The organism is Microbacterium sp. ARD31 (assembly GCF_031844425.1).
The window spans coordinates 265213-283975 of sequence record NZ_JAUZVE010000001.1 but is presented as its reverse complement, the minus strand read 5'-3'; the positions used below and the strand labels follow the sequence as shown (position 1 = coordinate 283975).

19 protein-coding genes are annotated in these 18763 nt (G+C 70.1%); 5 read left to right on the top strand and 14 right to left on the bottom strand.

Annotation, left to right across the window (positions count from 1 at the left end; all coding sequences use genetic code 11):
* On the bottom strand, window positions 1-768 hold the full coding sequence (locus Q9S36_RS01400; RefSeq protein ID WP_311283659.1) for an ATP-binding cassette domain-containing protein: 768 nt from the start codon (window positions 766-768) through the stop codon (window positions 1-3).
* A 215-nt stretch (window positions 769-983) separates the two neighbouring features.
* Between Q9S36_RS01400 and Q9S36_RS01395 the strand changes: the two genes are divergently transcribed.
* Window positions 984-2387, top strand: coding sequence for a DUF222 domain-containing protein (locus Q9S36_RS01395; RefSeq protein WP_311283658.1), 1404 nt, complete (start codon window positions 984-986; stop codon window positions 2385-2387).
* A gap of 175 nt (window positions 2388-2562) precedes the next feature.
* Here the strand turns inward: Q9S36_RS01395 and dnaG are convergent, their stop codons facing one another.
* From dnaG to dusB, 3 genes are read right to left on the bottom strand one after another with little or no spacing between them, the layout of a single operon-like run.
* Window positions 2563-4416, bottom strand: coding sequence for a DNA primase (gene dnaG / locus Q9S36_RS01390; protein ID WP_311283657.1), 1854 nt, complete (start codon window positions 4414-4416; stop codon window positions 2563-2565).
* Complete coding sequence (locus Q9S36_RS01385) at window positions 4416-5765, bottom strand: deoxyguanosinetriphosphate triphosphohydrolase (protein ID WP_396653712.1); 1350 nt, start codon at window positions 5763-5765, stop codon at window positions 4416-4418. Before Q9S36_RS01385 ends, dnaG begins: the two co-directional genes overlap by 1 nt.
* Window positions 5766-5784: 19 nt before the next feature.
* The gene (gene dusB / locus Q9S36_RS01380; RefSeq protein ID WP_311283656.1) at window positions 5785-6945 is read right to left on the bottom strand and encodes a tRNA dihydrouridine synthase DusB; all 1161 of its coding nucleotides are present in this window, start codon (window positions 6943-6945) and stop codon (window positions 5785-5787) included.
* A gap of 63 nt (window positions 6946-7008) precedes the next feature.
* Between dusB and Q9S36_RS01375 the strand changes: the two genes are divergently transcribed.
* The gene (locus Q9S36_RS01375; RefSeq protein WP_311283655.1) at window positions 7009-7503 is read left to right on the top strand and encodes a glutathione peroxidase; all 495 of its coding nucleotides are present in this window, start codon (window positions 7009-7011) and stop codon (window positions 7501-7503) included.
* On the opposite strand, the gene Q9S36_RS01370 is transcribed toward Q9S36_RS01375, so the two are convergent.
* Window positions 7504-8181 carry a DsbA family oxidoreductase gene (locus Q9S36_RS01370; RefSeq protein WP_253034732.1) on the bottom strand — a complete coding sequence of 226 codons (678 nt, stop codon included), beginning with the start codon at window positions 8179-8181 and terminating at the stop codon, window positions 7504-7506. It abuts the gene before it with no gap.
* A gap of 59 nt (window positions 8182-8240) precedes the next feature.
* On the opposite strand from Q9S36_RS01370, the gene Q9S36_RS01365 reads away from it, so the two are divergent.
* Window positions 8241-8807, top strand: a complete 567-nt coding sequence (locus Q9S36_RS01365) for an AAA family ATPase (RefSeq protein ID WP_311283654.1) — start codon at window positions 8241-8243, stop codon at window positions 8805-8807.
* A 2-nt stretch (window positions 8808-8809) separates the two neighbouring features.
* Here the strand turns inward: Q9S36_RS01365 and Q9S36_RS01360 are convergent, their stop codons facing one another.
* Window positions 8810-9616, bottom strand: a complete 807-nt coding sequence (locus tag Q9S36_RS01360) for an isoprenyl transferase (protein ID WP_311283653.1) — start codon at window positions 9614-9616, stop codon at window positions 8810-8812.
* Window positions 9613-10341, bottom strand: coding sequence for a DNA repair protein RecO (gene recO, locus Q9S36_RS01355; RefSeq protein WP_311283652.1), 729 nt, complete (start codon window positions 10339-10341; stop codon window positions 9613-9615). The genes Q9S36_RS01360 and recO overlap by 4 nt, the downstream gene beginning before the upstream one ends.
* Before the next feature lie 35 nt (window positions 10342-10376).
* Here recO and Q9S36_RS01350 point away from each other — a divergent pair, with 35 nt between their 5' ends.
* Window positions 10377-11063, top strand: coding sequence for a TRIC cation channel family protein (locus Q9S36_RS01350; RefSeq protein ID WP_217531459.1), 687 nt, complete (start codon window positions 10377-10379; stop codon window positions 11061-11063).
* A 27-nt stretch (window positions 11064-11090) separates the two neighbouring features.
* On the opposite strand, the gene leuA is transcribed toward Q9S36_RS01350, so the two are convergent.
* Window positions 11091-12851 carry a 2-isopropylmalate synthase gene (leuA, locus tag Q9S36_RS01345; protein WP_217531460.1) on the bottom strand — a complete coding sequence of 587 codons (1761 nt, stop codon included), beginning with the start codon at window positions 12849-12851 and terminating at the stop codon, window positions 11091-11093.
* 185 nt (window positions 12852-13036) lie between these two features.
* On the opposite strand from leuA, the gene Q9S36_RS01340 reads away from it, so the two are divergent.
* Window positions 13037-13663 (top strand): hypothetical protein, encoded by a 627-nt coding sequence (locus Q9S36_RS01340; RefSeq protein ID WP_311283651.1) that lies wholly within the window; start codon window positions 13037-13039, stop codon window positions 13661-13663.
* 16 nt (window positions 13664-13679) lie between these two features.
* On the opposite strand, the gene Q9S36_RS01335 is transcribed toward Q9S36_RS01340, so the two are convergent.
* The 6 genes from Q9S36_RS01335 to Q9S36_RS01310 are packed head-to-tail and all read right to left on the bottom strand — an operon-like array spanning window position 13680 to window position 18746.
* Window positions 13680-14609, bottom strand: coding sequence for an NADP-dependent oxidoreductase (locus Q9S36_RS01335; RefSeq protein ID WP_311283650.1), 930 nt, complete (start codon window positions 14607-14609; stop codon window positions 13680-13682).
* 38 nt (window positions 14610-14647) lie between these two features.
* On the bottom strand, window positions 14648-15544 hold the full coding sequence (gene era / locus Q9S36_RS01330) for a GTPase Era (RefSeq protein ID WP_396653711.1): 897 nt from the start codon (window positions 15542-15544) through the stop codon (window positions 14648-14650).
* Window positions 15541-16863 (bottom strand): hemolysin family protein, encoded by a 1323-nt coding sequence (locus Q9S36_RS01325; protein WP_311283648.1) that lies wholly within the window; start codon window positions 16861-16863, stop codon window positions 15541-15543. Before Q9S36_RS01325 ends, era begins: the two co-directional genes overlap by 4 nt.
* Window positions 16860-17327 carry an rRNA maturation RNase YbeY gene (ybeY, locus tag Q9S36_RS01320; RefSeq protein ID WP_311283647.1) on the bottom strand — a complete coding sequence of 156 codons (468 nt, stop codon included), beginning with the start codon at window positions 17325-17327 and terminating at the stop codon, window positions 16860-16862. Before ybeY ends, Q9S36_RS01325 begins: the two co-directional genes overlap by 4 nt.
* Window positions 17324-18442, bottom strand: a complete 1119-nt coding sequence (locus tag Q9S36_RS01315; protein WP_396653710.1) for a PhoH family protein — start codon at window positions 18440-18442, stop codon at window positions 17324-17326. The genes ybeY and Q9S36_RS01315 overlap by 4 nt, the downstream gene beginning before the upstream one ends.
* Window positions 18399-18746 (bottom strand): HIT domain-containing protein, encoded by a 348-nt coding sequence (locus Q9S36_RS01310; protein WP_064002185.1) that lies wholly within the window; start codon window positions 18744-18746, stop codon window positions 18399-18401. Before Q9S36_RS01310 ends, Q9S36_RS01315 begins: the two co-directional genes overlap by 44 nt.
* Window positions 18747-18763 lie beyond the last annotated feature (17 nt).

Genomic DNA, 18763 nt, shown 5'->3' with positions numbered 1-18763 from the left:
TCAGCCGCCGATGCGTGTCGCTTCGTCGGGGGTCCAGAGCACGTCGTCCAGGGTGGGGCCGACACCGATCGGGTGGCCGGCGCGCAGGACGAGGACCTGGGCCTCGAGGTCGGCCACGAGCTCGCGCTCGTTCGTGACGACGAGCAGAGCCATCCCGTCGTCGACACGTCGCCGGAGAGCGTCGAGGACGGCGGGCCGGACGTCGACGTCGAGGTTCGCATAGGGCTCGTCCGCGATGAGGACCGTGGGATCGAGCACGAGGCTGCGCGCGATTGCGACGCGTTGACGCATGCCGGAGCTCAGCTCGTAGGGGTACTTCTCCGACGCCCCGATGGGGAGCTGCAACTCATCGAGCAGCGCGGCGACCCGCAGCGCGAGGGCGCGCTCGTTGACCTTGCGATCACGGGCTGTGATCGGTTCCGCGACGATCTCCGAGATGGTGAGCCGCGCCGGAAGATCCGAGTTCGCGCCTTGACGCAGGTGCCCGGTGCGATAGGTCAGGACCCGCCGGGCGCGACCCCGTGCACGAAGGGAGATGCCGGCGACCTCCCCGACCCCGCCGACGATGCGCAGGTCGCGGTGGTCCGCCCCCGCGAGACACGAGGCGAGACTCGACTTGCCGGAACCCGTCGCGCCCATCACCGCGACGACCTCGCCCGGCGCGACCCGCAGAGACACGCCGTCGACGACACGCGTGTCTGCGGAGACACGAGCGATCGACAGGTCGGAGCAGTAGATGGCGGCATCCGGTTCGGTCACTCGAGGCATGCTTTCCATCCTCATCCGTCGGGGACGCGGGCGCCAGTCCGGGGCGGTGCGGGTGCGGCGGGTCCGGTGCGTTGTTCGGGGCGTGAGATGTCGCGACATCCGCTCGCGGCCGGCCGACGAGGATGAGAGGACTCTCATTCTTGGGGTGTGCATAACGTGTGTTCTGGGCCGGTCCTGCCGGGGTGAATGTCGGAGGTCAGTGGCAGAGTGCAGGTATGACGGATGCGGCGGAAACCCCCGGTAGCGAGGACTATCTCGCTGATCTGGCGGGGGTCGTTGCGGACGTCGATTCCGCGGCCCGGCGGATCGCCGCCGCGCAGATCGAGGAACTGCGCGCGCTGGCCGCCGCCGGCCGTCTCGCCGAAGCGCAGACCGCGCAGCGGAATGCGCGGGTGCAGGTGCATGACATGGCGCTGCGGTCGATCGCGGCCGAGGTCGGCGGGGTGATGCGGGTCACCGATCGGACCGTGCAACGCCGGATCGGTGAAGCGCGGACGTTGATCGAGGGCTTCCCCGCGACGATCGAGGCGTGGGAGCAGGGTCGGATCGTCCGCGGGCACGCGATCGCGATCCTCGAGACCGGGACGAGCCTGCCGGCCGAGATGTGGCCGGAGTTCGAACAGGTCGCGATCACCCGGTGTGAACGGGACACCCCGAACCGGGTGCGAGGCGAGCTCGAGATCCTCGCGCACCGAATGCACCCACGCTCGTTCGCGGAACGACACGAAGAGGCTGCCGCGACGCGATGCGTCCGGATCGTGCCCGGACGAGACGGGATGTCCGACGTGGTCGCGACCCTCCCGACGGTGATCGCCGAGGGCATTCACGACCGGCTCACGCAGCAAGCGCGGGCGATCATCGACACCCGTGACGAACGCGTCGCTGCGCACGGAGGGGCTGGTGACGCTTTCGGGGAAGCCGCCACGACACGCACTGGTGACGGCGACCGCGACGATGACGCCACCACGATCATCGCCACCGACCAGCGCTCCATCGACCAGGTCCGGGCCGACGTGCTCGCCGACCTTCTCCTCGCCGGGACCCCGGTGCTGGATCACACCCGCGACACCACCGCCGGTCCGTTGGGCGCGATTCGCGCGCGTGTGCAGATCCTCGTCCCCGCCGCGACCCTCACCGGCGAGGACAACGGACCGAGCGACCTCGCGGGCCGCTCCCCCATCGACCCCGCGACCGCCCGCACCCTCGCCGGCGGTGCGCAGATCTGGGAACGCCTGTTCCACGACCCCACCACTGGTGTCACGGTGTCGACAGATTCGTACCGGGTTCCGTCGGGGATGCGCCGGTTTCTGCAAGCCCGCGATCAGCACTGCCGTTTCCCCGGGTGCCGGGTCGCTGCCATCCGCTGCGAAGTGGACCACACGCACGATCACGCCCTCGGCGGACGAACAGAACTGTCGAACCTCGCGCATCTGTGCCAACGGCATCACTCGATGAAGCAGTTCACCGCCTGGAGGGTGCGACAACTGAAGGGTGGCGTCCTCGAATGGACCTCACCCCTCGGCAGGACCTACCGCGAAGACGCACCCACCCCGGCCGTCGCCTTCACCCCTGCCGAACCACCACCACCGACCACACCAGCGGAACCCGCACCCTTCTGAGTATCACTCGGCAATCAGAGCGCGTCGCTCTCGTAGCCCAGCGAACACGCCTGAGGGCGACGCGGCGGGGAAAACGCTTCGCTCGCGTAACCCGGCGAGCACGCCTGAGCGTGACGCGGCGGGGAGAACGCCCCGCATCCCACCATCCCGCGTTTCTCCACGGCCACACAAAGCGTCAGACGAGATCAGCCAGCGTCCGGCGCCGCTGGTCAAGGTCCCGCAGCGCGACCCGAACCGCGCGACCCTCCTCGGAGTCCGCCGGCACGCGCTGGACGGCGCCGAGCAGCTCCGCCTTCTCCCGATCCATCGCCCGCAGCCGAAGCCGACGGCACAGCGCACGCGCCGACGTCGTCGCCTCCACCTCCGTCAGCGCCGGGAACGACGCCGTCAACAACTCAGCGGCGAGCCCCCGATACGGCTCCCGCGTCGCGTCCACGGCGGCCGTCGACCACCCGACACGCGAACGGTCCGGCTGCGCCGCCACGGCCTGGCGCACCGCGTCGAGCGCCGGATGCTCCATCGGGATCTGCAACGCGGCATCCACCTCTTCCCGGTCGATGACGTGCCCGTACTGCAGCACACCCATCAGCGCATCCCGCTCGAGGGTCACGCTCGCCGTCCGCGGAAGGCTCGCCACCGTCACCCGCAGCGACGGAGCCGCCCCATCCGAGGACCTCTCGACCGGAGCCGCCTCCGGCTCCCGCGGGCCGCGCGGCCCGCGCGCCGCGCGCTCCACCGCCGGAGTGACCTCACCGAGGTCCATCCCGAGCTTGCGCGCCAGCACCCGCGTGTACCCCGGCCGCAGCGACGAGTCGCGGATCTCCGCGACGATCGGCGCGGCCGCGCGCAACGCGCCGACCCGGCCCTCGACGCTCCCGAGATCGAACCCGGCCAGCTTCTGGTCGATCACGAACTCGAACATCGGCGCCTTCGCGTCCATCAACGCCCGCACGGCGCCGTCGCCGCGATTGAGCCGCAGATCGCACGGGTCGAGACCGTCCGGCGCGACCGCCACGTATGTCTGCGCCGCGAACCGCTTCTCCTCCGAGAACGCCCGCAACGCCGCCTTCTGCCCCGCGGCATCCGGATCGAACGTGAAGATCACCTCGCCCGAGGCACTGTCGTCACCCATCACCCGGCGCAGCACCGTGATGTGGTCCGACCCGAACGCGGTGCCGCACGTCGCGATCGCCGTGGTCACCCCGGCGAGGTGGCACGCCATCACGTCGGTGTACCCCTCCACGACGACGACACGGTGCGAGCGGGAGACGTCCTTCTTCGCGAGGTCGAGACCGTAGAGGACCTGCGCTTTCTTGTAGATCGGCGTCTCGGGCGTGTTCAGGTACTTGGGCCCCTGGTCGTCCTCGTACAGCTTCCGCGCCCCGAAGCCGATCGTCTGGCCCGTGAGGTCGCGGATCGGCCACACCACCCGTCCGCGGAACCGGTCGTACACGCCGCGCTGCCCCTGCGACACGAGCCCCGCCGTCGCCAACTCCTCGTCGGTGAAGCCCTGCGCGCGCAGGGCGTCGCGCATGTTGTTCCACCCCTTCGGGGCGTATCCGACACCGAAGTGCGCGGCGGCACCGGCATCGAACCCGCGTTCGCCGAGGAACCGGCGACCCGCGTCGGCCTCCGCTGTCGCGAGCTGCGCGCGGAAGTACTCGGCCGCGGCCGTGTTCGCCTGGTAGAGCCGCGTGCGGCCGCCGGTCTCGGGCGCAGCACCGCCGTCCTCGTAGTGCAGCTGATACCCGATGCGAGCCGCGAGACGCTCGACCGCCTCCGTGAACGACAGGTGGTCCATCGCACGCAGGAACGAGTAGACGTCGCCCGACTCCCCGCAGCCGAAGCAGTGGTAGTACCCCGCCTGCGGCCGCACGTTGAAGCTCGGACTGCGCTCATCGTGGAACGGGCAGAGCCCCTTGAGGGACCCCACGCCCGCTGACTTCAGCGCGACCCGCTCCCCCACGATGTCCGCGATGTTCGTCCGGGCCTTCACCTCGTCGACGTCGGACTGCCGGATGCGGGCCATCAGAGACCTTCGATCGGCTCGGGAAGGGCGAAGCTCGCGTTCGCGACGACCCGAGACCCCGCCGGCCACAGGCCGAGTTCGCGCAAGTCCACCGGCCCGACGAGAGCCGAGTGCCACTCGATGGCGAAACGGTCGGTGAGCGTCGCCACCTGATCCACCACGACGCGCTTGCGTTCGACATCGCTCGATGCCGCCGCGAAGTCCACCGCGTGCACCCGATCGAGGTGTTCCGGGCGCTCCAGCAGAGCCGACGCGAGGCGCTTCAGCACCCGACGCTGCTCCTTGTAGAGCCCCTTACGACCGTCGATCGACACGACGAACGCCCCGATCGTGCCCTTCAGCACCGCCATCTCGGCCTCGATGACCCGCGGCACGATCATCCGTCCGCGGTAGCGGGTCAGCGCGGGCGTGTCGTAGTGCTCGCGCGTCGCCGCCGTCGCGGCACGAGCGAAGCGCCCGATGAAGTCGGACGTGAGGTTCTTCAGCCGGGCCACCGACGCCCGCGTGCCGTCGAAGTCGGTCATCCACTCGGGAAGTCGCACGAGTCGGTACAGCGCATCGGCGAGTTCATCGCGGCTGAACCCGAGCCCGACCCACGACTGGATCGCCGTCAGCAGCGCCTCGCGCTCCCGGGCATCCGCGAGTCGGCGGGGATCGAGGTAGCCGTTCAGGACGGCGTCCTCGAAGTCGTGCACCGAGTAGGCGATGTCGTCGGAGAGATCCATGACCTCGGCCTCGATGCACCGCACCCGACCGGGCGCGCCCTGCCGCATCCACCGGAAGATCGCCTCGTCCTCGGCGTACACACCGAACTTCTGGCGTCCTCCGGGATCCGGGATCGCGTGATCCGCCGTCCACGGGTACTTGCAGGTCGCGTCGAGGCTCGCGCGGGTGAGGTTCAGCCCGAAGCTCTCGCCGTCGTCGTCGACGACCTTCGGCTCGAGACGGGCGAGGATCCGGAGCGACTGCGCATTGCCCTCGAACCCGCCGATGTCCTCGGCCCACTCGTTGAGCGCCCGCTCGCCGTTGTGCCCGAAGGGCGGATGCCCGAGGTCATGGCTCAGGCACGCCGTGTCGACCACGTCGGGCGAGAGCTCGAGCGCGATCGCGAGCTCGCGTCCCACCTGCGCCACCTCGAGCGAGTGGGTCAGCCGGTTGCGGGCGAAGTCGTCGGGGCTCGCCGGGCTCAGCACCTGCGTCTTGGCCGCGAGCCGCCGGAACGCCGCGGAGTGCAGCACCCGGGCGCGGTCACGGGCGAACCCGTCGCGCAGGGAACGGTGCTTCTCCGGGTGGAAACGCTCGGCGTCGTGGTCGTCGTAGCCCGTGGGACGTCCGGCGGCGATGCCCACGCTCGCGCCGATCCCCGACTCAGCCGCCACTGGTGTCGAGCTCCGCATCCGCAAGGGCAGTGGATGCCGCGTGTCCGATCTCGCGCGAGTCGAGCCACCCGTCGGGCAGGGCCGGCCGCTTCGGCGTGCCCGCACGCCCGCGCTGACCCTCCGCGGCGGCACCGGGGTACGGCGCGTCGAGGTCGAGCGTCGCGAGCAGCTCGTCGATCTCCGCGAGGCTCGACGCGGTCGCGAGGCGAGCCCGCAGGTCACCCCCGACGGGGTAGCCCTTGAAATACCAGGCGACGTGCTTGCGGATGTTGCGGCAGCCGCGGTCCTCGTCCTCGAAGAACTCGACCAGCAGCTCCGCGTGGCGACGGAACGCGGCCGCGACGAACCCGAGGGTCGCATCGACGGGCGGAGCGGCGTGGCCGGTGCCGAGTTCGCGCGCGAGGTCACCGAAGAGCCAGGGGCGGCCGAGGCATCCGCGTCCGACGACGACACCGTCGCAACCGGTCTCGGCCATCATCCGGCGGGCGTCCTCCGCCGACCAGATGTCGCCGTTGCCGAGCACGGGGACGCTCGTGACCGTCTCCTTCAGCTTCGCGATCGCGGACCAGTCCGCGTGGCCCGAGTAGAACTCCGATGCCGTCCGCGCGTGGAGCGCGACGGCGGCGACGCCGGCGCCTTCGGCGATCCGGCCCGCCTCGAGGTAGGTCAGGTGGTCGGAGTCGATGCCCTTGCGCATCTTGACGGTCAACGGGATGTCGCCGGCGGCCTTCGCGGCGCGTTCGACGATCTCGCGGAACAGCTCGGTCTTCCACGGCAGCGCCGCGCCGCCGCCCTTGCGGGTCACCTTGGGCACGGGGCATCCGAAGTTCAGATCGACGTGGTCGGCGTGATCCTCCTCGACGATGATCCGGACCGCGGCCTCGACGGTCGCCGGGTCGACGCCGTACAGCTGGATCGACCGGGGGGTCTCGGACTCGTGGTGGCGGATGAGCCGCATCGTCGTGGCGTTGCGCTCGACCAGAGCGCGCGTCGTGATCATCTCGCTCACGTAGAGGCCCGCACCGTACTCGCGGCACAGGCGACGGAAGGCCGTGTTGGTGATGCCGGCCATGGGTGCCAGGACGACGGGAGCGTCGAGGGTGATCGGCCCGATACGCAGGGGCGCGGGGGGTGCGAGGGTCGAGGACATATCCTTCCCATTCTCCCAGACGGCGAGCGCTTGCGGCATCGGCGCGCGTCTTATCGTGGAGACATGACCGAGACCCCCTCCCTCCGCGACATCCCGTTCACTACGGCCGACGGGAGGGAGGCGACACTGGGCGACTTCGGCGACAAGGCGTTCCTCATCGTCAACGTCGCGTCGAAGTGCGGGTTGGCCCCGCAGTACGAGCAGCTCGAGGAGCTGCAGAAGACGTACGGCGAGCGCGGCCTGCAGGTCATCGGGTTCCCGTGCAACCAGTTCATGGGGCAGGAGCCCGGGTCGATGGAGGAGATCCTCGACTACTGCGCCGTCAACTGGGGCATCACGTTCCCCATCATGGACAAGATCCGGGTGAACGGCTCGCACGCCGCTCCGCTCTACAAGGCGCTGAAGAAGACCCCGAACGCGGAGCGCGCGAAGGGCCCCGTCATGTGGAACTTCGAGAAGTTCCTCGTGACGCGGGACGGCGAGCTGCACCGGTTCCGTCCGCAGACCAAGCCGAACGAGCCCGAGGTGGTCGCGGCGATCGAGGACGCGCTGGCCTGATCAGCTCGCGGCCGACGCCTCCGCGCGCTCGGACCACACCTGACGTGCGATCTGCGCGAACGCCTCGGCGGGCTGCGCCCCGCTGACGCCGTACTTGCCGTCGATGACGAAGAACGGCACACCCTGGATGCCGTAGGCCTGCGCCTGCGCCTGGTCGGCCCGCACCGCCTCGAGGTAGCGGCCGGACTCCAGCGCGTCGCGCGCGGCCTCCCGATCGAGTCCTGCTTCGGCGGCGAGATCGACGAGGTCGTCGATGCGACCGACATGACGGCCTTCGGTGAAGTAGGCCGACATGAGCCGCTCGGTCATCTCCTTCTGGAGACCCTGCTCCTTGGCGAAGTGGAGCAGCTCGTGCGCCTTCACCGTGTTCGTGTGCTTCAGCAGGTCGAACCGGTACTCGAGGCCTGCCTCGGCGGCGACACCCGTCACCCGGTCGAGCATCGGCTTGACCTGCTCGGGTGTCATGCCCTTGTGCTGCGACAGGAAGTCGACCTCGTTCCCGTCGAAGTCGACGGGGGTGTCCGGGGACAGCTCGTACGAGTGGAACGTCACCTCCACGCGGGGGGCGTCGGCGTCGTCCGCCGTCGCCGCGAGCCCCGTCTCGAGGTTGCGCTTGCCGATGTAGCACCAGGGGCAGGCGATGTCGCTCCACACGTCGATCTTGATGGCATCCGTCACATCGCCTGCAACGCGCCGGGCACTCGCATCTATTCCCGCCGCCGTCCTAGGCTGGCGGGATGCTCTCCGCCGACGACCCGCTGCCGGCTCTGCCGCGTCGCGTCGTGATCGCGGGCACGACGGGGGTGGGCAAATCCACCCTCGCACGACGGCTCGCCGACCTGTGGCACCTCGAGTACACCGAGCTTGACTCGCTCTTCCACGGACCGGGCTGGACGCCCCGGCCCGAGTTCCTCGACGACGTGCGCCGCGTCGCCGCCGGTGAGCGGTGGGTGTCGGAGTGGAACTACTTCAGCGCGGGCGGCGGGCAGGTGCTCGGCGAGCGCGCCGACCTCGCGGTGTGGCTCGACCTTCCCCGTCGTATCGCGCGCGCCCGGCTGGTGCGACGCACCCTGCGGCGCAGCATCCTGCGGCAGCCCCTGTGGAACGGGAACGTCGAGCCTCCCCTGTGGACGGTCCTCCGCGACCCCGACCACATCCTGCGCTGGGAGATGCGCACGCACGGCACCTGGCGGGAACGGATGCCGCGGGTCGCGGCCGAGTACGGCCTGCCCGTCGTGCGCCTCCGGCATCCGCGGGAGGTCGAGCGCTGGCTCGCGGGCCCTGCCGCGCGCGCCGCCGACTGACCTCAGGAGGACGTCGGGGCGTCCTTCGCCCCGCCGAAGCGGCGGTCGCGCGCCAGATAGAGCTCGATCGCGCCCCACAGGTCGGTCCGCGAGAAGTCGGGCCACAGCGTGTCGAGGAACACCATCTCGGCGTACGCCGCCTCCCACAGCAGGAAGTTGGACGTCCGCTGCTCACCGCTCGACCGCACGAAGAGGTCGACGTCGGGCATGTCGGGGACGTACAGGTGGCGCCGGAGCGTCTTCTCGGTGATGGCCGAGGGCTTCAGCTTTCCGCGTGCGATCTCCTCACCCATCGCCCGCATCGCGTCGATGATCTCCAGCCGCCCGCCGTAGTTGATGCACATCGTCAACGTCAGGCCGGTGTTGCCGGACGTCAGCTGCTCGGCGTACTGCAGTTCCTTGATGACCGATCCCCACAGCCGCGGCTTGCGTCCGGCCCAGCGGATGCGGACGTTCCACTCGTTGAGCTGGTCCCGGCGGCGGTGCAGCACGTCGCGGTTGTACCCCATGAGGAAGCGCACCTCCTCGGGCGAACGCGCCCAGTTCTCCGTCGAGAACGCGTAGACGCTGAGGTGCCTGACGCCCGCCTGGATCGCCCCGGCGACGACGTCGAGCAGCACCTCCTCGCCCGCGCGGTGCCCTTCGATCCGGGTCAGCCCGCGGCGGTTCGCCCACCGGCCGTTGCCGTCCATGACGATCGCGACGTGGCCCGGCACCGTCCCCTTCGGGAACTCCGGCGGGTACAGCCCGGTCCAGTCGAGCGGTCGATAGGGCACCGCGTCGCGATGCGTGTACGGCTTGGGACTCACCGAGGCGCCTCCAGGTGGGACAGGGAACGGATGCCGCGCTCGGTGTGCCACTGCGCGTAGGCGGCGATGAGGCCGGAGGATGCCGCGGTGGCGCCGGACGAGGCGGCATCCACCACATCCCACTCCCCCGCCAGCAGCGCCCGCAGCAGATCGCCGGTCTCGACACTCACCCGCGGAGCACCGGTGGGCGCGCACGCAGCGCAGACGATGCCGCCCAGCTGCGCGACGAACCACTCGTGCGGCCCTGGAGCACCGCACCGCGCACACTCCCGCAGGGACGGCGCCCACCCCGAGAGCGACATGACCCTCAGGAGGTACGAGTCGAGCACCGACCGCGGGGCGTGGTCGCCGCGGGCGAGGGCGCGAAGCCCGCCGACGAGGAGGAGGTACTGCTGCGGCGTCGTCTCGGCCTCGTTGAGCCGGTCGGCGGTCTCGGACATGGCGGATGCCGCGGTGTACCGGTCGTAGTCGGTCGCGATGTCCGCACCGTAGGCGCCGAGGGACTCGGCCTGCTGCACGATGTCGAGCGAGCGGCCCTTGTACATCTGGACGTCGGCGACCATGAACGGCTCGAGCCGGGCGCCGAACTTCGACGACGTCCGGCGGACACCCTTCGCGACGGCGCGCACCTTGCCGTGACGACGGCTGAGCATCGTCACGATGCGGTCCGCCTCGCCCAGTTTGTGGGTGCGAAGGACCACGACCTCGTCGCGGTAAGTGGGCACCCCTCGATTATCCCGTGACCGGGCACAATGAAGGCGTGACCGAGCCGCAGTTCCTCATCCCCCTCTGGGCAGACCTCACCGCCGTCGGACTCGGCGGCGTACAGGGCGCCCTGTTCGCCTCGGGGTTCCAGGGACAGCGCCGGCTCGACCTGCTCGGGGTCGCGATCATCGGCGTCGTCATGGGCCTCGGCGGCGGCATGATCCGCGATCTGCTCCTGAACACGACGCCCGTCGCCCTCCAGAGCGACGGATACCTCATCACCGTCACCGCCGCGGCCCTCGTCGGGATGCTGCTGGCGAACCTCTTCCAGCGGCTCAACGCCGTCATCGTGGCGCTCGACGCCGTCGCGATCGGCATGTTCGGCGCACTGGGGACGACCAAGGCGTTGGCGCTCGGCCTCCCCCTCATCCCGTCGGTCTTCGTCGGCGCGTGCGCGGCGGTCGGCGGGGGCCTCCTGCGCGACGTGTTCATGGGTCTCCCCGTCGCGATGATGCACGTCGGCTCGCTCTACGCCGTCGCCGCGGCGGTGGGATGCGCCGTCCTGGCCGTCCTCGACCTCGTCGGCGTCGCGGCGGTGCCGGCGGCGATCACCTGCATCGCGGTGACCGCCGTCATCCGGGTCCTCGCCGTCGCGTTCGACATCTCGCTGCCGGAGCAGCGCGCGCTCTACCGGCGCAAGGTCGCCGTCGAGACCTCGACCATCCCGATCATCAGACCGTGATCCGGTCCCGACGGCGACCGCGCGGACTCAGACGCCGGCGAGCTCACTCTCGGACACGCGGCTGCGGATCGCCCGGTTGACCGCCGAGACGACCGCCTTCAGGCTCGCCGTCGAGATGTCACCGTCGATGCCAACGCCCCAGAGGCGCTGGTCCCCGACCTGCAGCTCGACGTACGCGGCCGCGTGCGCGTCGCCGCCGGCACCCAGGGTGTGCTCGACGTAGTCGTAGAGGGAGATCTCGAAACCGCGCTCGCCCAGCACCTTCAGGAAAGCCGCGATGGGACCGTTGCCGGCGCCCGTCGCCGAGACGCGCTCCTCGCCGTCGCGGAGCGTCACCTCGAGCGCGACCTCCCCGGACATGTCGCTCTGCGTACGGGTCGACAGCAGTTCGAAGCGACCCCACTTCTCGTCGGCGGCGGCAGCGGGCAGATACTCGTCGGAGAAGATCGACCAAATCTGACCGCTCGAGACCTCGCCGCCCTCGGCATCCGTCTTCGCCTGGACGACCCCCGAGAACTCGATCTGCAGCTTGCGCGGCAGGTCGAGCGCGTGGTCGGTCTTCAGCAGGTACGCGACACCGCCCTTGCCGGACTGCGAGTTGACCCGGATGACCGCCTCGTACGAGCGTCCCAGGTCCTTCGGGTCGATGGGCAGGTACGGCACGGCCCACTCGATCTCGTCGACCGAGACGCCCGCCGCCTGGGCACGCGCCTCCATCGCCTCGAAGCCCTTCTTGATGGCGTCCTGGTGCGACCCGCTGAACGCGGTGAAGACCAGGTCGCCCGCCCAGGGGCTCCGCTCGGGCACGGGCAGCTGGTTGCAGTACTCGGCGGTGCGCTTGACGTGGTCGATGTCGCTGAAGTCGATCTGCGGGTCGATGCCCTGCGTCAGCAGGTTGATCCCCAGTGCGACCAGGTCGACGTTGCCCGTGCGCTCGCCGTTGCCGAAGAGGCATCCCTCGATGCGATCGGCCCCGGCCATGTAGCCGAGCTCCGCCGCGGCGATCGCGGTGCCGCGGTCATTGTGGGGGTGCAGCGACAGGATGACGTTCTCGCGGTGCGCCAGGTGCCGGCTCATCCACTCGATCGAGTCGGCGTACACGTTGGGCGTCGCCATCTCGACGGTCGCCGGCAGGTTGATGATGACCTTGCGCTCAGGGGTCGGCTCGAAGACCTCGATGACCTGGTTGCAGACGTCGACGGCGAACTCGAGCTCGGTGCCGGTGTAGCTCTCGGGCGAGTACTCGTAGTAGACGGTCGTCTCGGGGATCGTCTTCTCGTACTCGCGGCACAGGCGGGCGCCCTCGAGGGCGATGTCGATGATGCCCTGCTGATCGGTGCGGAAGACGACTTCGCGCTGCAGCACGCTCGTGGAGTTGTACAGGTGGACGATCGCCTGCTTGGCACCGGCGATCGACTCGTACGTGCGCTTGATGAGGTGGTCGCGGGCCTGCGTCAGCACCTGGATCGTGACGTCCTCGGGGATGAGGTCCTCTTCGATCAGCTGGCGCACGAAGTCGAAGTCGGTCTGGCTCGCGCTCGGGAAGCCGACCTCGATCTCCTTGTAGCCCATCTTCACGAGGAGCTCGAACATGATCCGCTTGCGCTCGGGACTCATCGGGTCGATGAGCGCCTGGTTGCCGTCGCGCAGGTCGACGGCGCACCAGCGGGGCGCGACCTCGATGCGCTTGCCCGGCCAGGTGCGATCGGGCAGCTCGACGCGGATCTGCTCGTGGAACGGGCGGTACTTGTGGATCGGGGCGCCGGAGGGCTTCTGGGTGTTTCGCATGATGGGTGCTTCTTCTCTCGTCACTGGTGCGGACCCACGACAACCTCCGCGACGAGTTGGTCCTAGATCGAGGACTCGTCGCGGCGACGAAGAAGGAGGCCGCAGAAGCGCATACCGACACGTTACACCCCGATCCGAAGCGCCGACATCCGAGACGGATGCCGCGGCCCCGACACTCTCCCGGTATGACGCTCCGCCGATCCGCCGCCGTCCTGCTCGCCGGCGCCACCTTGCTGCTCACCTCCTGCGCCGCCGCGGCTGATGCGGGCGGCTCCGCTGCGCCTCCCGGGGCTGCCCTCGCCGCGCTGACACCGGAGAACCCGACCGGCGAGGTGCTCGCACAGGGAACCGTCCTCGACGACGGGACGACGGCGACGCTGTGCCTGGGGGCCGTCGCGGAATCCGCGCCGCCGCAGTGCAGCGGCATCCCCCTCGTCGGATGGTCCTGGGACGGCCTCACGGACGCGGCCACTGCCGGCGGCTCGACCTGGGGGACGTACGCGGTGCGCGGTGTCTACGACGGCGAGAGCTTCACCGTCCGAGACACACCCGTACCCCTCGCCCTGTTCGACCCGATCGCACTGCCCGATCCCACCGGCGGGAAGGCGGGCGCCGCGTCCGCTCAGGACGCCGCGACGATCCAGTCGATCGTGCCCGATGCCCTCGGCTCGGGCTACCTCGGTTCGTACGAACAGGACGGCTGGGTGTACGTCGACGTGATCTGGGACGACGGCACCTGGCAGCGGGCCGCCGATCAGGACTTCGGCGCAGGCAAGGTGATCATCCGGTCCGCGCTGCGCTCCGTCGACTGAGCGGCGTCGCTCTCCGTCAGGGCAGCAACGCGAGCTTGCCGCCCGGGTGCCCCTTCATAAGGAAACGCGCCGCCTCGACCGCGTCGGCGAACGGGAAGGTGCGGGCGACCGGCACCTCGAGCAGTCCGCGCCGCGCGAGGTCGACGAGCTCGCCGCGGACGGAGTCACGGAAGGCCGCGCTTGCGCGCAGCATCCCGCCGATCGCGACGATGCCCTCGGACTCGAGGTCGCGACGGACGATCGTGATGATGCGGGTCCGGTCCTCGACGAGCGCGAGCGAGGCCTCGATCGCCTCGTCGGTCCCCACTCCGTCGAGCGACGCGACGAAGGAGGCGCCCGCCGCCGCATCCTTCGCCCGGTCGACGAGACCCGGGCCGTACGTGATCGGGATGCCGCCGTAGCGCCGCACGACGTCGGCGTTCCGCTCGCTCACCGTCCCGACCACGCGGACACCGCGGATCGCCGCCTGCTGCAGGAAGCTCACTCCGACCGCGCCGGAGGCGGCGTGGAACAGCACCGTGTCGCCGCTTCGCGCACCGCTCAGCTCGAGCAGCTCGGCGGCCGTCGCCCCGGCCAGGAGCAGGTTCGCGGCTTCGGGATGCGTGAGGCTCGACGGCTTCGCGAAGACCATCTCGGCGGGGACCGTCAGCTCGGTCGCGTACCCGCCGCTCACGCGGAACGCGAGCACCTCGTCGCCGACCGTCGCCGCGCCAGAGCCGATCTGCGTGTCGGTACCGAGCGCGGTGATCTCGCCGGACACCTCGTACCCGATCGGGAAGGGGAACGACGCGCCGGGACGAGTGGGGTACTTCACATCCGCGGGGTTCATCCCGGCGGCGTGCACCCGGATCGTCACCTCGCCGGGGCCCGGTGCCGGCGCCTCGACCTCGCGGAGCTCCCACTGCGACAGACCCTCCGGCCCCGTCGCGAACCATGCCTGTGCCATGTCGTCGTCCTTCCGTGGGATGCCGACGCCGTCGCCGGTCAGAATCCGAGGCGCCCCAGTTGCTTGGGGTCGCGCTGCCACTCCTTGGCCACCCGGACGCGCAGCGACAGGAACACGCGGCCGCCGACGAGCGGCTCGATGCCCGTTCGCGACCGCGCCCCGACCTCTTTCAGACGGGACCCGCCGCGGCCGATGATGATGGCCTTCTGGCTGTCGCGCTCGACGACGATGTTCGCGTACACGTCGGTCAGGTCACTGTCCTCGCGGGCCGAGACGTCCTCGACCGTCACGGCAATGGAGTGGGGCAGCTCGTCGCGGACGCCGTCGAGCGCCGCCTCGCGAATGATTTCGGCGATCCGATCCTCGACGCTCTCGTCGGTGACGACCCCTTCGGGGTAGAGCGCGGGGCCCTCGGGCATGAGCTTGAGCAGTTCGTCGGCGAGCACGTCGAGCTGGTCGTCGGTGACGGCCGAGAGCGGGATGACAGCGGCCCAGTCCTCGCGCAGCGCGTCGACCTCCATGAGGCGCTCGGTGATCTCCTCGCGGGTTGCGATGTCGACCTTCGTGACGATGGCCACCTTCTTCGCGCGACCGTATCCGTCGAGGGATGCCGCGATCCGCCGGTCGCCGGGTCCCACTTTCTCGGTGGCCGGCACGAGGAATCCGATGGCGTCGACGTCGCCGAGCACCTGCTCGACGAGGTCGTTGAGGCGCTGGCCCAGCAGCGTCCGCGGCTTGTGGATGCCGGGGGTGTCGACGATGACGAGCTGTCCGCTCGGGCGGTTCAGGATGCCGCGGATCGCTTTTCGGGTCGTCTGCGGCTTGTCGCTCGTGATCGCGACCTTCTCGCCGACGAGGGCGTTGGTCAGCGTCGACTTGCCCACGTTGGGGCGTCCGACGAACGTCACGAAACCGGAACGGTCGGTCACGGTCACTCCGATCCCCGCGAGACGCGGATCTCTCCGGTGGTGGGTGCGAAGGCGCTCTCGGCGGCCTCCAGGCTCTCGGCGCGCTCGACGAACACGGTGGCGAGACCGCGGCCGCGACCGAGGGAGGTGCCGCCGGTGAGGATCAGGCCGCTGTGCTCGACGCGGGCGCCCGGCACCGGGACGCTGCCGAGCGCCTTGCCGAACAGGCCGCCGATCGAGTCGACGTCGTCGTCCTCGAGCTCGATGCCGAAGAGGTCGCCGACCTCGTCGAGCCCGAGGCGCGTGCTCACGCGGAAGCGGCCGTCGCCGAGGTCCGTGACCTCGCTCGTGCGCAGGTCGTACTCGTCGGCGATCTCCCCGACGAGCTCCTCGATGAGGTCTTCGAGGGTCACGAGACCCGACACCCCGCCGTACTCGTCGACGACGAGGCAGACGTGCACGGCTTCGCGCTTCATCTGCTGCAGCAGCGTCTCGGCGCGCATCGACTCGGGCACGAAGACCGCCGGTCGGGCGATCTGGGCGACCGGGACGCCGCGCCACGCGGTCTCGTCGCGGTAGGCGAACTGGACGAGGTCCTTCAGGTACACGACACCGGTGATGTCGTCGGCCTCGCCGTCGGCGATCGGGATGCGCGAGACGCCCTTGTCGAGGAAGAGCGTCATCGCCTGCTGCGTCGTGGCCGCGGCATCCATCGTCACCATGTCGGTGCGCGGCACCATGACGGCGCGCACGAACCGATCGGTGAAGTCGAACACGGAGTGGATCAGGTCTCGGTCGTCCGCCTCGATGAGGTCCTGCGAGGCGGCCTCGTCGACCATGCTGAGGAGCTGCTCCTCGGAGGCGAACGAAGCACCCCGGTGGATGCCGGGGGTCAGCCGGTCCCCCACGAGGACGAGGAGGTGCGCGAGGGGTCCGAGCACGATGCGCGCGCCGCGGATGAGCGGGGCGCAGAACCGCAGGAAGCCCTTGGCGTGCTGACGCCCGACGGCGCGAGGCGAGGCGCCGACGAGGACGAAGGAGGCGATCGTCATGAGGACGACGGCGGCGAGCATCGCCCACCAGATGTTGTCGAAGATCAGCGTGAACGCGACCGTCACGAGCACCGCGGCCGCCGTCTCGACGAGGATGCGGATGAACACGACCGCCGTGCGGTGGGCGTCGGGGTCGGCGGCGATCCGCCGCAGGGCCGTTTCCGAGCGCGCCTCGTCGGCGAGGTCGGCGAGGTCGGCGCGACCCGTCACGTCGAGCGCGGCCTCGAGCGAGGCCATCAGCCCGCCAAGCGCGACGAGCAGGCCGGCCGCGACGAGGAGGAGGATCTCGGTCATGCGCGCCGGCGGCGCTCGCGCGAGTGGAACGCGCCGATGAGCTCCTTCTGGAGTCCGAACATCTCGCGCTCCTCCTCGGGCTCGGCGTGGTCGAAGCCGAGCAGGTGGAGCAGTCCGTGCGTCGTCAGGAGGATGAGCTCGTCCATCGTTGAGTGCTTCGCCGCCTGCGCCTGGGTCTCGGCGACCTGCGGGCACAGCACGATGTCGCCGAGGAGCCCGGGAGGAGTGGGCGCCTCCTCGGTCCCGGGGCGCAGCTCGTCCATGGGGAAGCTCAGCACGTCGGTCGGACCGGGCTCGTCCATCCACTGCACGTGCAGCGCTTCCATGGCGCCTTCGTCGACGAGGAGGATCGCGACGTCGGCGTCGGGGCTGACGTGCAGTTCGGCGAAGTTGTGCTCGGTGAGGCGCAGCAGGACGGTCTCGTCGACCTCCACACCGGACTCGTTGGTGATCTCGATGGTCATGATCGTCCTCGTTTGGGCTGTCGGTCGCGGGGTCCGGCGGGCCGCAGGCCCGCGCGGCGCTCGGCGCGGTTCGCGAACTCGCTCGCCTCGTCGCGCTCACGGCGTGCGGCGAGCTTCTCCTCGTCGTACGCGCTGTAGGCGTCGACGATGCGGCCCACCAGAGTGTGGCGCACGACGTCGTCGCTCGTCAGGCGCGCGAAGTGGATGTCGTCGATGTCTTTGAGCACCCGCGTGACGAGCCGGAGGCCCGACGCGCCCTGCGGCAGGTCGACCTGCGTGATGTCGCCCGTGACGATCATTCGCGTGCCGAACCCGAGACGGGTGAGGAACATCTTCATCTGCTCGGGCGTCGTGTTCTGCGCCTCGTCGAGGACGACGAAGGAGTCGTTCAGGGTGCGCCCGCGCATGTAGGCGAGGGGGGCGACCTCGATCGTTCCCGACGCCATGAGCTTCGGGACGAGCTCGGGGTCCATCATCTCGTTCAGCGCGTCGTAGAGCGGCCGCAGGTACGGGTCGATCTTGTCGGTCAGCGTGCCCGGCAGGAATCCGAGGCGCTCCCCCGCTTCGACGGCGGGACGGGTCAGGATGATGCGGCTGACCTCCTTGCGCTGCAGCGCCTGGACGGCCTTGGCCATCGCGAGGTAGGTCTTACCGGTGCCAGCGGGGCCGATGCCGAAGACGATCGTGTTCTCCTCGATCGCGTCGACGTACTCCTTCTGGCCGAGCGTCTTCGGACGGATGACCTTGCCGCGCGAGGAGAGGATGGCTTCGCCGAGGACCTCGGAGGGACGCATCCCGCCGTTGTCCCGCAGGATGCGGCTCGACTGGGTGACGTCGCTCGGGTCGAGACCCTGCCCCGCGCGCGCCATGCCGATGAGCTCGTCGACGAGTTCGCGGGCACGTGCCACGGCGTCGGACTCGCCGGTGAGCGTGATCTCGTTGCCGCGGACGTGCACCTGCACGTCGGGGTGTTCGCGTTCGACGGTGCGCAGCAGGCGGTCCTGAGGACCCAGCAGCTGCACCATCGCGACGCCGTCCGCGTAGATGCGGTCGACGGTGGGTTCGGTGCTGTCAGCCACCGAGGCTCCCTTCGCTGAGCCCGCCGCCCAGTACATGGGCGTGGACGTGGAAGACGGTCTGACCGGCGCCGGGGCCGGTGTTGAAGATCAGCCGGAAGTCGCCGTCGGCGTGCTCGGCGGCCAGGCTGTTCGCGAGCCCCACCAGCTCCGCGAGGAGGGCGGGGTCGCCCGCGGCGAGCTCCACGACGTCGCGGTACTGCTCGCTCTTGGGGATCACGAGCAGGTGCACGGGAGCCTGCGGGGCGATGTCGCGGATCGCGAACGCGTTCTCGGTCTCCGCGATGATCTCGGACGGGATCTCACCCCGGAGGATGCGGGTGAACACCGACGACTCGCTCATCCTCCCAGTCTAGTCAG